Source organism: Ornithinimicrobium sp. (assembly GCF_051004135.1).
Taxonomy (GTDB): domain Bacteria; phylum Actinomycetota; class Actinomycetes; order Actinomycetales; family Dermatophilaceae; genus Ornithinicoccus.
Genome location: NZ_JBPCKQ010000203.1, coordinates 1 through 14,423, shown reverse-complemented (window position 1 = coordinate 14,423; position 14,423 = coordinate 1). Strand labels below are relative to the sequence as shown.

Below are 14,423 nucleotides of genomic sequence, written 5' to 3'. Positions count from 1 at the left end.
CCGCCCCCGCTACCGCCCCCGTCACCGGAGTCGGACGTGCAGGCGGTCAGCCCCAAGGCTCCAGCGGCCACGATGGCCATCGTCGTGCGCCTGATCTTCAATGTTCCTCCTGGGTCAGTGGGCGGCTCGCTGGTGGCGGCTGACGATCCCGGTGATCGTCACCCCAGGGCCCAGCGGACGCACCGAGGTTGCAAGGGGCCAACGTATGCAGACACCGGGACGATTGCCAGACTTCTCACCTCGTGGTGACCCGATTGTTACCGAGTTGAGACAGAGTTACACCAATGTTTCAGACGCCTATGTCTGCGGGATCGAGCACCGCGACGACGTGACCAGGGGCCTTGTGCGCGCTCCTGGACGTTCTCAGCTCACGCACCGCGGCGACGAGCGCTTCGTCGTCGGACCCTTCGCTGCGCAGGACAATCTGCTGCGCAGCCGGGGTCTCACCGGATGCGTCGAGGCGTGCCGGGACCGTCGTCGGGCCCAGCACCTCGATCACTGCGCCCGCCGGTGCGGCCTGCAGCCGCTCGGTCAGGTCAGCCACCACGGCGACGTCCCCGGTGACCTGTGCGATGCGACGCACCGGGGGCAGGCCAAGGTCGCTCCGGTCGTCGAGCTCGGCACTGAGCAGCCACTCCGGGGCCCACCGCACCAGAGCCTCCAGGGCCCTCGCCCCGCCGTGCGGGACCACCCCGGTCACGACGACCCGGGCATCAGGCGCACGGCGCAGCAGGGCCGCCGCGCCGGCCCAGCGGCGCCACGCCTCGATGGGCGCGTCGAGACCGGGCCGGTCCAGCAGCGCCCAGCCGTCCAGGAGCAGCACCGCGTGGTAGCCACCGTGCGCCACCGGCTCGGCGCCGGGGGTCGCGACCACGATGCCCGGTCGGTCGTCCACCTCCGCCAGCACCTGCCCTGCCCGGGAGGTGCGCACACTCACCCCGACGAAGGCCCGGCCGATCTCCTCGGCCGTGCGCTGCTCACCCACCACGGCGCTGCGCAGCGCGCTGCTCCCACATTCCGGGCACGGCGCCCGGGCGTGTGGCTCACCGCACCACCGGCAGGTCGGCTGCTGTTCCGGCCCTGGCAGCTGGGTCGGCCCGCCGCAGTGCCCGCACCGCACCGGGTGACGACAGCGGGAGCACTGCACCGCCAGGGCGTAGCCGCGCCGCGGCACCTGGACCAGCACGGGACCGGTCCGCACCGCATCGTGCACGGCCCGCCAGGCCGCCGAGGGGATCCGGGCGCGGTCGGCGGCTTCGTCGCGCGCCGCGTCGTGCCCCTCCCCCGCGACCACGATCCGCGGCGCCCACTGGCGCCTGGTGGCCGGTGCCGCTGCGACCGGGTGCACCCGTCGCTGCTGCACCCAGTGCTGCACCTCCACACTGTGCCCGAACCCGGCGACGAGCAGTCCGGCCCCGGTGTCGTGGGCGCGTAACCGCAGGATCTCGCGGACGTGGGGGTAAGGAGTGCGCGGCTCGCGCAGCAGGTCGTCGCTGTCGTCCCAGACGACGAACAGGCCCGGTGCGCGCACCGGCGCGTAGGCCGTGGCCCGGGTGCCCACGACCACCCGGCGATGGCCCCGCAACAAGCTGAGCCAAGCCCGGTAGCGCGCCCCCGGACCCAGAGCTGCCGACAGCTCCACGTGCCGGTCGGCGCCCAGCCGCTCCGTGAGTGCGACGCCGACTCGGGCCAGGTCTCGGTGATCGGGGACGACGACCACGCTGCCCCGCCCGGAGGCCAGGGTCGCGGCCACCGCCTCGGCGATCGCGGCGGGCCAGTCCAGCGACGCCGGCCGGCCGGGCAGGGCCGACCAGGCCGCCGCCGGCCCCTCGCCCGCAGCCAGCCTGCGCAACAGCGCGGGCCCGGCCGGGTAGTCCTGCCAGGCGGCGTCGCTGCCCGCCACCCCCGCGGGTGGGGGCGCAGCCGGCGCCTCGAGGTCGCAGCAGGGCTCCAGACCCTTCTCTGCGCGAGCGTGCCGCGGCGGGATCGCCAGCCGCAGCACGTCGGACAGGGTGCCGGCGTAGTGGTCGGCGACCTGACGGCATACCCGGGCCAGATGGGGCGTCAGCACGATGTCCTCCCCCACCACCCGGCGCACTGGCGCCAGCTTGCCTGCGTGCTCGGCCGAGGCGACCCGGTCCAGGACGAACCCGTCGTGGTCACGCCCCGCAAACCGCACGCGGACCCGCACGCCCGGCTCGACCCGGTCGCTCAGCTCGGCCGGCACGACATACTCGAAGGCCCGGTCCAGATGGGCCAGCGGCGTGTCGATGACCACCCGGGCCACCGGCCGGGTGACGACGTCCCCGCCGTCCCGCGCGGACGGTGCGGGGACCAGGCTCAGCTGGTCCCCGGCACCGGCTGGGTCGGAGTGGGTCGAGGTCACGGCACTGGTCTATCGCATAGCGGTGACAGACCCCGCAGGCCGAGCCTCCTCAGCAGGCCGAGCGCAGCGCGTCGACCCGGTCGGTGCGCTCCCAGGTGAACGCGCCCGGGACGCCGTCGGCACCGGTGCGCCCGAAGTGCCCGTAGGCGGCCGTTGCCTGATAGATGGGCCGCAGCAGGTCCAGCTCGGCGACGATCGCGGCGGGACGCAGGTCGAAGACGGTGTCGATGGCCTTCTCGATCCGCTCCACGGGCACACTCTCGGTGCCGAAGGTCTCGACGTAGAGCCCGACCGGAGCCGCCGTGCCGATGGCGTAGGCCACCTGGATCTCGCAGCGGCTGGCCAGCCCGGCCGCCACGACGTTCTTGGCCACCCAGCGCAGCGCGTAGGCCGCCGAGCGGTCCACCTTGCTCGGGTCCTTGCCGGAGAACGCACCGCCCCCGTGCCGGGCCATCCCGCCGTAGGTGTCGACGATGATCTTGCGGCCGGTCAGGCCCGCATCGCCCATCGGACCGCCGACCACGAAGATGCCGGTGGGGTTGACCAGCGTGCGGTAGTCGTCCGTGGCCAGCTCGACGCCCCCATCGTGCAGCTCCTGCAGCACCGGCTCGATGACCCGGGTGCGGATATCGGGCGCGAGCTGGTCCTGCAGCGAGACGTGGTCGGCGTGCTGGGTGGACAGCACGACCGTGTCCAGCCGCACCGCCCGGTCGCCGTCGTAGCCGATGGTGACCTGGGTCTTGCCGTCCGGGCGCAGGTAGTCCAGCTCGCCACTGGTGCGCACGTCGGCGAGCCGCTCGGCCAGCCGGTGCGCGAGGAGGATCGGCAGCGGCATCAGCTCGGGCGTGTCCTCGCAGGCGTAGCCGAACATCAGCCCCTGGTCACCGGCACCCTGCGCGTTGAGGGCGTCCTCGGTCGAGCCGGTGCGGTGCTCGTATGCCGTGTCGACCCCGACAGCGATGTCCATCGACTGCTCGCCGATGGAGACCTCCACCCCGCAGGTGCGGCCGTCGAAGCCCTTGTGCGAGTTGTCGTAGCCGATGGCCAGGATGGTCTCGCGGACGATCTTGGGAATCTCGGCGTAACCACTGGTGCGCACCTCGCCGGCGACGTGCACGAGCCCCGTGGTGACCATCGTCTCCACGGCGACCCGGGACCCTGGGTCCTGGCGGAGCAGCTCGTCCAGGATCCCGTCGCTGATCTGGTCGCAGATCTTGTCGGGGTGCCCTGCGGTGACGGACTCGGACGTGAACAGTCGGGTCATGCGGCGATCTCCTCGGTATGCAGCGGCTGCTGGCTGACGGCGGGAGTCTAACCCGCTCTCGGTCCCGGGCGGCTGTGCTCGCTCAGAGTGTCCCGAGGATCTCGCGGACCGTGTCCCACACGGCGGCCGCGGTGGCGTGCTTGGTCGCGGGGCCGACGGTGCGAACCGCATCGGTGTCCGGGCGCAACAGGTGCACGGTGCTCTCGTCGTGGCCGAAGGTGAGGTCGGTGCCGACCTCGTTGGCGACCAGCAGGTCACAGCCCTTGCGGTCCAGCTTGGCCCGGGCGTGGTGCAGCACGTCGCCGTCCTCGTCACCGGTCTCGGCGGCGAACCCGACGAGCAGCGGGGAGGTGTTGGCGCCGCGGGCCTGCACGAGACCGGCCAGGATGTCGGGGTTGCGCACCAGGCGCAGGGTCCGCGCGTCGTCCGCCTGCTCCGCGGTCTGCGCTTCTTCGTCCTGCTGCCCAGGGTGGTGCGTCTTCTTGATCTTGGCCTCGGCGACCTGCGCCGGGCGGAAGTCCGCCACCGCGGCAGCCATCACGACCACGTCGGCCTCCGCCACCGCAGCCTGCACGGCGTGCTGCATCTCCCGGGCCGTCTCGACCCGCTGCACCTGGACCCCGGGCGGGTCCGGCAGGGAGGTGTGCGCGCAGACCAGGCGCACCTCGGCGCCGCGCTGTGCGGCCACCTGCGCGAGGGCATACCCCTGCTTGCCGGAGGAGCGGTTGCCCAGGAAGCGCACCGGGTCCAGCGGCTCACGCGTGCCACCGGCGGTGACCAGGACCCGGAGCCCGCGCAGGCCCATCTCAGCAGTCGGCTCGGCCAGAGCATCCGCCCGGTCTTGCACCGCCGCCATGGCCGCGGTGTGGATGTCCCCGGGCTCGGGCAGTCGACCGGGTCCGCTGTCGGCGCCGGTCAGTCGCCCGCTGACGGGGTCGAGCACGTGCACGCCACGGTCGCGCAGCAGCGCGACGTTGGCCACCGTGGCGGGGTGCGTCCACATCTCGGTGTGCATGGCCGGCGCCAGCAGGACCGGGCAACGCGCGGTGAGCAGGACGTTGGTCAGCAGGTCGTCGGCAAGGCCGTGCGCCGCCTTGGCGAGCAGGTCGGCGGTGGCGGGGGCGACCACGACCAGGTCGGCTTGCTGGCCCAGCCGTACGTGCGGCACCTCGTGCGCGTCGTGCCAGACGTCACGGGCCACCGGGCGTCCGGACAGCGCCGCCCACGTCGTCTCCCCCACGAACTGCAGGGCGGCCCGGGTCGGCACGACGGTGACCTCGTGCCCCGACTCGGCGAACCGCCTCAGCAGCGCACAGGCCTTGTAGGCCGCGATGCCTCCGCCGACGCCGAGCACGACGCGCATGGGGGACTCAGCCGGCCTGGATCAGCTCGGGGAGTTCTCGGGGCTGGAGGTGTACAGCTTGCGCTGGTCGATCTCGTGCAGCGCGATCGACAGCGGCTTGTCGGTCTGGTCGGCCTCGACCAGCGGCCCGACATACTCCAACAGACCCTCGCTGAGCTGGGAGTAGTAGGCGTTGATCTGGCGGGCACGCTTGGCGGCGTAGATCACCAACGCGTACTTGGAGTCGGCCTTCTCCAGAAGGCTGTCGATCGGCGGGTTGGTGATGCCGTCGGGATGGGCGATGGTTCCGATCACGTCAGGTCAGTCCTTGGTGGTGGGTGATGGTGCAGGTGAAGTCCCCAGCCATGATACGAGGCCCGCGGCGGCCTGGGCGACATCGTCGTTGACGATGGTGACGTCGAACTCTCGCGCCGCGGCCAGCTCGGTGCGTGCGGTGGCCAGTCGCACCTCTTGCTCGGCCTCGGTCTCGGTGCCCCGACCGATCAGCCGCTGCACCAGCTCCTCCCAGGACGGGGGGGCCAGGAAGACGAACAGCGCCCCGGGCATCGCGTCGCGCACCTGGCGGGCGCCCTGCAGGTCGATCTCCAGCAGGGCCGGCCGCCCGTCGCGCAGCGCCGCCTCGACCGGCGCCCGAGGTGTGCCGTACTTGGCTGCGCCATGCACCACCGCCCACTCCAGCAGCCCGCCCTGCCGGCGCAGCTCGTCGAACTCGGGCTCACTGACGAAGTGGTAGTGCACACCGTCCACCTCCCCGGCGCGCGGCGGCCGGGTCGTCACCGACACCGACAGCCAGACCTGGGGGTGGTGTGACCGGATGTGTGCGGCGACGGTGCCCTTGCCCACAGCTGTCGGGCCCGCCAGGACGACGAGGCGGGACGGTCCCCCGATGGTGGACTCGCCCCGCTCGTCGTCGACCGCGTCACTCAAGCGGAGTCGAACCGCTCCAGCAGCTTGTCGGTCTGGTTGGTCCCCAGACCTCGCACCCGCCGGCTCTCGGAGATCCCGATCTCCTGCATGATCTGGGCGGCCCGGACCCGGCCGACCCCGGGCATCGACTCCAGCAGCGCGGAGACCTTCATCTTGCCGACGACGTCGTTGTCCTTGCCCAGGGCCAGGACTCCTCGCAGGTCGCCCTGCGAGTGCTTCAGCCGGTTCTTGACCTCGGCGCGCTCGCGCCGGGCCTCTGCGGCCTTGGCCAGCGCGTCTGCGCGCTGCTCGGATGTCAGTTGGGGTAGCGGCACGTCCGTCTCCTCGATCTCGTCATGGTGTTGCTTCCTTGACACGTCCCCCCGGAGGCGTCACCCGCCCCGGTGGCCGGTCCCGACCATGCCAGCATGGCCTTTCGCGGGACTCACCTGCGAACCTAGCGACCCGGGAGGCGCTGTGCCAACCCCGGCCGCGGCGTGGCGCGGAGTCCGCGAGCTCAGCTCAGCGCAGCACCGATCTGGTCCCTGACCTGCATCATTCGATGCCTTAACGACTTCGAGCCTGGGGGCCCGGCCAGAACGCCACGGCTGACCGGCACCAGCAGGCGCCCGATCGATCCCGCGAAGGTCGTGGCCAGGTCGGCGGCCGTGGCGCCCTGTGCTCCGACCCCGGGAGCGAGCACTGGCGCGCGCGAGCCGGCGAGGTCCAGACCCAGGTCCCCGATCGCCGAGCCCACCGTCGCGCCGACCACGACGCCGACATGGCCGAACGGCTCCGCGCCGGCATTGTCTGCCGCCACCTGCGACAGCACCCGCTGCGCCACGCTGGGCGTCCCGGCGTGCTGGACCTGGCTGCCCTCGGGGTTGGAGGTCAAGGTCAGCACGAAGACCCCGCGACCGGTCTCCCGGGCGAGCTCGATAGCCGGTCGCAGCGACCCGTAGCCCAGGTAGGGACTGAGCGTGACCGCGTCGGCGGCCAGCGGAGAGCCCTCGGCCAGGTAGGCCTGCGCATAGGCCGTCATCGTGGAGCCGACGTCGCCGCGCTTGACGTCCAGGATGCTCAGCGTGCCCGCCGCGGCCAGGTCGGTGAGCACCCGCTCCAACACCACGATCCCCGCGGAGCCGTGCCGCTCGAAGAAAGCGGACTGCGGCTTGACCGCCGCCACCTGACCGGCGACCGCCTCGACGACGGTGCGGGCGAACTGCTCCAGACCCGCCGCGTCGTCAGGCAGTCCCCACTCGGCAAGCAGACCGGGGTGCGGGTCGATGCCCATGCACAGTGGGCCGTGCCGGTCCAGGCCGCCGCGCAACCGGGCGGCGAACGACCCGGCGGGCTGCCCGGCTGTGGTCACTCGTCCGGCTCGGTCTCGGCACCGCGCCCGAACAGGTCCAGCCGCGCAGCGTGCTCCTGCAGTGAGGCGACCTGCAGGTCGGCCCGCTGCATCGCCTCGATGCCGAGCACCGCGGCGCCCAGCTGCTGCACCGTGGTGATGATCGGACGGTCCAGGCTGGTCGTCGCCGCCCGGATGGCGTAGCCGTCGGCCCGGGAGTCCCGACCCGACGGCGTGTTGATCACCATGTCGACCTGCCCGGCGGTGATCAGGTCGACCACGGTCGGCTCTCCCGCGGGTCCCGGGCCGGCGCTGTGCTTGCGCACGACCTGCGACGGTATGCCGTTGCGCCGCAGCACGTCGGCGGTGCCTGCCGTGGCCAACACCTCGAAGCCCAGGTCCACCAGCCGCTTGACCGGGAAGATCATCGAGCGCTTGTCGCGGTTGGCCACCGAGACGAAGACGCGACCCTCCGTGGGCAGCGCCGACCCGGCACGCAGCTGGCTCTTGGCGAACGCCGTGCCGTAGTCGTGGTCGATGCCCATCACCTCTCCGGTGGAGCGCATCTCCGGGCCGAGGATGGAGTCCACCGCCTGCCCGGTCTGGGTGCGGAACCGGCGGAACGGCAGGATCGCCTCCTTGACGCTGACCGGCGCGTCGGGCGGCATTCGCCCGCCGTCGAGCACCGGGGGCAGCATGCCCTCCTCCCGCAGCTGCGCGATCGTGGCACCGAACATCACCCGCGCGGCCGCCCGAGCGAGGGGCACCCCGGTCGCCTTGGCCACGAACGGCACCGTGCGGCTGGCCCGGGGGTTGGCCTCCAGGACGTAGAGCACGTCCTGGGCCAGGGCGAACTGCACGTTGATCAGGCCGCGCACCCCGATCGCCTCGGCCAACAACCGGGTGCCCTCGCGCACCCTGCGCATCTCCTCGCGGCCCAGCGTGATCGGGGGCAGCACGCACGCGGAGTCACCGGAGTGGATGCCGGCCTCCTCGATGTGCTCCATGATCCCGCCGAGGTAGAGGTCGTGACCGTCGTAGAGCCCGTCGACGTCGATCTCGATGGCCTCGTCGAGGAACCGGTCGACCAGCACCGAGTGCTCCGGGGAGGCCCGCACCGCACTGTCGATGTAGTCGGTGAGCGACTCGTCGTCGTAGACGATCTGCATACCCCGCCCGCCCAGCACGTAGGACGGGCGCACCAGCACGGGGTAGCCGATCTCGTGGGCGACGACCAGGGCCTCATCCACGCTGTATGCCGTGCCGTGCCGGGGAGCGGTCAGCCCGGTCTCGTGCAGCACCCGACCGAAGGCGCCGCGGTCCTCGGCGAGGTGGATCGCCTCTGGGGAGGTGCCGACGACCGGCACCCCCTCGGCCTTGAGCTTGGCTGCCAGGCCCAGCGGGGTCTGCCCGCCGAGCTGCACGATCACCCCGGCGACCGGCCCGGCCGCGCGCTCGGCGGCCACCACCTCCAGGACGTCCTCCAGGGTCAGCGGCTCGAAGTAGAGCCTGCTGGAGGTGTCGTAGTCGGTGGAGACGGTCTCGGGGTTGCAGTTGACCATGACCGTGTCGAAGCCGACTTCGCGCAGCGCCAGGGAGGCGTGCACGCACGAGTAGTCGAACTCGATGCCCTGGCCGATCCGGTTGGGTCCCGAGCCCAGGATGATCACCGCGGGCCGCTCCCGGGGGGCGACCTCGGTCTCCTCGTCGTAGCTGGAGTAGTGATACGGCGTCAGCGCGACGAACTCCCCCGCGCAGGTGTCAACGGTCTTGTAGACCGGGCGCACCCCGAGAGCGTGCCGCACTCCGCGCACGACGTCCTGGCTCATCCCGACGACCTCGGCGATCTGCGCGTCGGACAGGCCGACCCGCTTGGCTGCCCGCAGCACCTCCGGCGACAGGCGGCCGGCTCCGGCGCCCTCGCCCGCACTCGCCCGCAGCGCCTCGGCGGCGTCGTTGATGACCACGATCTGGTCCAGGAACCACGGGTCGATCCGGGTGGCCTGGTGTGCCTCCTCGACGCTGGCGCCGCCCCACAGCGCCTGCTGCACCAGGACGAGGCGGCCGTCGGTGGGGATACGGGCCTGGTCCAACAGGGCACGCACCATACCCTCGCCGGTCGGTTTGGCGTCGGGGCGCCAGTGGAAGGAGGAGCCGGCCTGCTCGGTGGAGCGCAGTGCCTTGTTGAGCGACTCGGCGAAGCTGCGGCCGATCGCCATCGCCTCACCCACCGACTTCATGGTGGTCGTCAGCGTGGGGTCCGCGGCCGGGAACTTCTCGAACGCAAAGCGCGGCACCTTGACCACGACATAGTCCAGGGTCGGCTCGAAGGCCGCTGTGGTTTGGGGGGTGCCCGGGGGGCGGAGCCCCCCGGGTGAGGTGATGTCGTTGGGCACCTCATCGAGGGTGTAGCCCAGCGCCATCTTGGCGGCGATCTTGGCGATCGGGAAGCCGGTGGCCTTGGAGGCCAGCGCGGAGGACCGGGACACCCGCGGGTTCATCTCGATGACGATGATCCGCCCGTCCTCGGGGTTCACCGCGAACTGGATGTTGCACCCGCCGGTGTCGACCCCCACCTCGCGGATGATCGCGATGCCGATGTCACGCAGCCGCTGGTACTCGCGGTCGGTCAGCGTCATTGCCGGGGCGACAGTGATCGAGTCACCCGTGTGCACGCCCATCGGGTCGAGGTTCTCGATCGAGCAGACCACGACGACGTTGTCGGCCTGGTCGCGCATGACCTCCAGCTCGTACTCCTTCCACCCGATGATCGACTCCTCCAGGAGCACCTCGGTGGTCGGCGAGTCCTGCAAGCCGGCCCCGGCGATCATCCGCAGCGACGCCTCGTCGTAGCCGAAGCCGGAGCCCAGCCCGCCCATCGTGAAGCTGGGCCGGACTACGACGGGGTAGCCCAGGTCGTCGGCGGCGGCCAGCACCTCCTCCATCGTGTGGCAGATCGCGCTGCGTGCCGACTCGGCGCCGCAACGCTGCACCACGCCCTTGAACGCCTGCCGGTCCTCGCCCAGCTGGATCGCCTCGACGTTGGCGCCGATCAGCGGGCAGCCGTACTTCTCCAGCGTTCCGGCCTCGTGCAGCGAGATGGCGGCGTTGAGCGCGGTCTGCCCGCCGAGGGTGGCCAGCACGGCGTCGGGCCGCTCCTTGGCGATGATCTTCTCGACGATCTCGGGGGTGATCGGCTCGACGTAGGTGGCGTCGGCGACCTCCGGGTCGGTCATGATCGTGGCCGGGTTGGAGTTGACCAGGATCACCCGGATGCCCTCCTCGCGCAGCACCCGGCAGGCCTGGGTGCCGGAGTAGTCGAACTCGGCCGCCTGCCCGATCACGATCGGGCCGGACCCGATCACCAGCACGCTCTTGATGTCCTCACGCCTGGGCATCTGCGCCTCCCTGCTGAGCGGTGGAATCTTGATGGGCCACCATCAGGTCGGCGAAACGGTCGAAGAGGTACTCCGCATCGTGCGGGCCGGCCGCCGCCTCGGGGTGGTACTGCACCGAGAATGCCGGGACGTCCAGACAGGCCAGCCCCTCCACCACGTCGTCGTTGAGGGCGACGTGGGAGACCCGCACCTGGCCGTATGCCGTGTCGGCAGGCTGGTCGGTCGGTGTCTCGTCGGGCCAGGCGACGGCGAAGCCGTGGTTGTGGCTGGTCACCTCGACCTTGCCGGTCTCGCGGTCCAGCACCGGTTGGTTGATGCCGCGGTGCCCGAACGGCAGCTTGAACGTGCCCAGGCCGAGGGCCCGGCCGAGCAGCTGGTTGCCGAAGCAGATGCCGAAGAACGGCACCCGGTGCGCCAGCACCTGACCCAGCAGCTCGACCTCGGTGTCGGCGGTGGCCGGGTCGCCGGGGCCGTTGGAGAAGAACACGCCGTCGGGGGCCAGGGCCTGGATGTCGGCGAAGGTGCTGCGGGAGGGCAGCACATGCACCTCGACCCCGCGGGCGGCGAGCAGCGCGGGGGTCATCCCCTTGATGCCCAGGTCGAGGGCAGCGACGGTGAGCCGGCGCTCCCCCACCGCGGGCACGACATACGGCTGCGGGGTGGAGACCTCGGCAGCCAGCGCGGAGCCGGCCATCCGCGGTGCGTCGGTGACCCGCCGCAGCAGCTCGCCGGGGGTCGCCCGCGACAGGCTGTCGCCGGAGAAGATGCCGGCGCGCATGGCGCCGCGGTCGCGCAGGTGCCGGGTGATCGCGCGGGTGTCGACGCCGCTGATCCCGACGACGCCCTGCTCGGTCAGCGCCTGCCCCAGGTCCCCCTGGGATCGCCAGTTGGACGGGCGGATGGCGGGGTCACGCACCACGTAGCCGGAGACCCAGATCCGTTTGCTCTCCATGTCGGCGGTGTTGACCCCGGTGTTGCCGATGTGCGGGGCGGTCATCACGACCACCTGCCGGTGGTAGCTCGGGTCGGTCAGCGTCTCCTGGTAGCCGGTCATGCCGGTGCAGAACACGGCCTCGCCGACGGTCTCGCCGCGGGCGCCGTATGCGGTGCCGGTGAACCGGCGGCCGTCCTCGAGCACGAGCACTGCGGGCTGGTCAGACATCGGAGGCTCCCCAGGTCAGGCCCTTGCGGGCGGTGACCAGGCCGCGCAGCATGGTCAGGTGGACCGCGCCGGTCAGGGTGTGACCGTGCCACGGGTTGTTGCGGGACAGCGAGGCCGAGCGGGCCGCGTCGACGGTGACCTCGCGGGTCGGATCGACCAGGGTGAGGTTGGCGGGAGCCCCGACAACCAGGCCTTGACCTTGATCCCGAAGCCGGGCAATGGCCGCCGGACCGGTGGACATCACCCGGGCCACGTCGGCCCAGCTCATCGCCCCGGTCGCCACCATGGTCGTGCTGACCACCGACAGGGCCTGCTCCAGGCCGAGCATGCCGAAGGCGGCGTCGGTGAAGGCGTGCTCCTTGTCCTGGCGGACATGCGGGGCGTGGTCGGTGGCGACGATGTCGATCGTGCCGTCGCCCAGTGCGGCCCGTAGCGCGGCCACGTCCTCGGCGGGTCGCAACGGCGGGTTGACCTTGTAGACCGGGTCGTAGGTGGTGAGCAGGTCGGTGGTCAGCATCAGGTGGTGCGGGGTGACCTCCGCGGTGACCGCGATGCCCTGGGCCTTGGCCCAGCGGAGCACCTCGACCGTGCCCGCGGTCGAGGCGTGCGCGACGTGCACGCGAGAGCCGGTGTGCCGGGCGAGCATCACGTCACGGGCCACGATCGACTCCTCGGCGACCCCCGGCCAGCCGGGCAGCCCCAGCCGACCCGACAGCTCGCCCTCGTGGCAGCACGCGGTGCGGCCCGCCAGCGTGGGGTCCTGGGCGTGCTGGGAGACGACGCCGTCGAAGGCCAAGACGTACTCCAGGGCCCGGCGCATCACCCGGGCGTCGTGCACGCAGCGCCCGTCGTCGGAGAACACCCGCACGCGGGCACGGGAGCGGGCCATCAGACCGAGCTCGGCCAGCTCGGCGCCGGCGAGCTCCTTGGTGACCGCACCGACCGGGTGCACGTCGACATACCCGGCCCGCTGTCCCAGGTCCACTACGCGTTCGGCGGCCTCGGCGGTGTCGGTGACCGGGTCGGTGTTGGCCATGGCGAACACCGCGGTGTAGCCGCCGACCGCTGCGGCCCGGCTGCCGGTCTCGATGGTCTCGGCATCCTCGCGGCCGGGCTCGCGCAGGTGGGTGTGCAGGTCGACGAGGCCGGGCAGCGCGACCAGCCCGTCGGCGTCCAGGGTCTGCGTGCCGGTCGGTGCGTGCTGATCGGCGTCGGCGCCGACCGCGGCGATCGCACCGTCCACGACCAGGACGTCGGTGGCACCTTCGCCGAGCAGGTCGGCGCCCTTGACGAGGATCGGTCGGTCCCGTTGCTCGGTTGAGGTCACTGGTCGCTCCCGGATCCTGCGAGCAGGTGGTAGAGGATGGACATCCGCACCGCGACCCCGGCCGAGACCTGGTCGAGCACGAGGGACTGGGCGGCGTCGGCGGCGTCTCCGGAGATCTCCAGGCCGCGGTTCATCGGGCCGGGGTGGCAGATCACGGCGTGCTCGGGCAGCCGGCGCAGCCGAGCCGTGGTCAGGCCGTAGGTCACGGCATACTCCCGGGCGGTCGGGAAGAAGCCGCCGCTCATCCGCTCCCGCTGCACCCGCAGCATCATCACCGCGTCGACAGTCGGCAGCACGTCGTCCAGCTCGTATGCCGGGGTGAAGCCCTCGGCATCCGACCACTGCCCGATCCCGGCGGGCAGCAGCGTCGGCGGGGCGACCAGGGTGATCCGCGCTCCGAGCGTACGCAGGCAGAGCAGGTTGGAGCGCAGCACCCGGGAGTGGGTCAGGTCGCCGACGATGGCGATGTGCTTGCCGGCGAGGTCGCCGAGGCGTTGCCGCATCGTGTAGGCGTCCAGCAGCGCCTGGGAGGGGTGCTCGTGGGTGCCGTCGCCGGCGTTGACGATCGAGCAGTCGGTCCACTGGGCGATCTGCGCCGGGGCACCGGAGGCCATGTGCCGGATGATCATCATGTCCACGCCCATCGCGTCGATGGTCCTGACGGTGTCGCGCAGGCTCTCGCCCTTGGAGACCGAGGTGCCCTTGCCGGTCAGGTTGATCGTGTCCGCCGACATCCACTTGCCGGCCAGCTCGAAGGAGCTGCGGGTGCGGGTGGAGTCCTCGAAGAAGAAGTTGATGATGGTGCGTCCGCGCAGGGTCGGCAGCTTCTTGACCTCGCGGTGCTGCACCTCGTGCATGGAGACGGCGGTGTCCATGATCTCGGTGATCTGGTCGCGGTCCAGGTCTGCCATCGACAGCAGGTGCTTCACGGGTGCACCTCGCGGCTCGGGCCGGTGGCGATGCGGACCTCGTCCGTCCCGTCGATCTCGGCCAGTCGCACCGAGACCCGCTCGGTCTTGGCGCTGGGGAGGTTCTTGCCCACGTAGTCGGGCCGGATCGGCAGCTCCCGGTGGCCCCGGTCGATCAGGACGGCGAGACGGACGATGCGTGGCCGTCCGTAGTCGGCCAGGGAGTCCAAGGCGGCCCGCACGGTGCGTCCGGAGTAGAGCACGTCGTCGACGAGGACGACGACCTTGTCATCGATCCCCCCCTCGGGCAGCTGGGTGGGCTCGACATGCCGGACCGGCTGGTCACGCAGGTCGTCGC

The 14,423-nt window shown here is 71.8% G+C and carries 12 protein-coding genes; all 12 read right to left on the bottom strand.

All coding sequences use genetic code 11. The features are described 5' to 3' along the window. Positions 1-289: 289 nt before the first annotated feature. Positions 290-2,386 carry a primosome assembly protein PriA gene (locus ACR2FV_RS14315; RefSeq protein WP_434016370.1) on the bottom strand — a complete coding sequence of 699 codons (2,097 nt, stop codon included), beginning with the start codon at positions 2,384-2,386 and terminating at the stop codon, positions 290-292. A 49-nt stretch (positions 2,387-2,435) separates the two neighbouring features. Then, complete coding sequence (gene metK / locus ACR2FV_RS14310) at positions 2,436-3,650, bottom strand: methionine adenosyltransferase (protein ID WP_434016369.1); 1,215 nt, start codon at positions 3,648-3,650, stop codon at positions 2,436-2,438. An 82-nt stretch (positions 3,651-3,732) separates the two neighbouring features. Beyond that, on the bottom strand, positions 3,733-5,013 hold the full coding sequence (coaBC, locus tag ACR2FV_RS14305; protein ID WP_434016368.1) for a bifunctional phosphopantothenoylcysteine decarboxylase/phosphopantothenate--cysteine ligase CoaBC: 1,281 nt from the start codon (positions 5,011-5,013) through the stop codon (positions 3,733-3,735). A gap of 21 nt (positions 5,014-5,034) precedes the next feature. Continuing rightward, positions 5,035-5,307 carry a DNA-directed RNA polymerase subunit omega gene (gene rpoZ, locus ACR2FV_RS14300; RefSeq protein ID WP_434016367.1) on the bottom strand — a complete coding sequence of 91 codons (273 nt, stop codon included), beginning with the start codon at positions 5,305-5,307 and terminating at the stop codon, positions 5,035-5,037. A 6-nt stretch (positions 5,308-5,313) separates the two neighbouring features. Further along, entirely contained in the window at positions 5,314-5,940 is a 627-nt protein-coding gene (gene gmk / locus ACR2FV_RS14295; protein ID WP_434016366.1) for a guanylate kinase, read from the bottom strand. Then, on the bottom strand, positions 5,937-6,254 hold the full coding sequence (mihF, locus tag ACR2FV_RS14290) for an integration host factor, actinobacterial type (protein WP_434016365.1): 318 nt from the start codon (positions 6,252-6,254) through the stop codon (positions 5,937-5,939). Before mihF ends, gmk begins: the two co-directional genes overlap by 4 nt. A gap of 182 nt (positions 6,255-6,436) precedes the next feature. Continuing rightward, positions 6,437-7,291 (bottom strand): orotidine-5'-phosphate decarboxylase, encoded by an 855-nt coding sequence (gene pyrF, locus ACR2FV_RS14285; RefSeq protein WP_434016364.1) that lies wholly within the window; start codon positions 7,289-7,291, stop codon positions 6,437-6,439. Then, a complete protein-coding gene (carB, locus tag ACR2FV_RS14280; RefSeq protein WP_434016363.1) occupies positions 7,288-10,668 on the bottom strand; it encodes a carbamoyl-phosphate synthase large subunit in 3,381 nt (1,126 codons plus the stop codon). Before carB ends, pyrF begins: the two co-directional genes overlap by 4 nt. Then, a complete protein-coding gene (gene carA, locus ACR2FV_RS14275; RefSeq protein WP_434016362.1) occupies positions 10,655-11,830 on the bottom strand; it encodes a glutamine-hydrolyzing carbamoyl-phosphate synthase small subunit in 1,176 nt (391 codons plus the stop codon). Before carA ends, carB begins: the two co-directional genes overlap by 14 nt. After that, a complete protein-coding gene (locus ACR2FV_RS14270; protein ID WP_434016361.1) occupies positions 11,823-13,157 on the bottom strand; it encodes a dihydroorotase in 1,335 nt (444 codons plus the stop codon). Before ACR2FV_RS14270 ends, carA begins: the two co-directional genes overlap by 8 nt. After that, positions 13,154-14,086, bottom strand: coding sequence for an aspartate carbamoyltransferase catalytic subunit (locus ACR2FV_RS14265; protein WP_434016360.1), 933 nt, complete (start codon positions 14,084-14,086; stop codon positions 13,154-13,156). Before ACR2FV_RS14265 ends, ACR2FV_RS14270 begins: the two co-directional genes overlap by 4 nt. Continuing rightward, positions 14,083-14,423: bifunctional pyr operon transcriptional regulator/uracil phosphoribosyltransferase PyrR (pyrR, locus tag ACR2FV_RS14260; RefSeq protein ID WP_434016359.1), on the bottom strand; the 341-nt coding region annotated here is incomplete at its 5' end. The genes pyrR and ACR2FV_RS14265, both read right to left, overlap by 4 nt.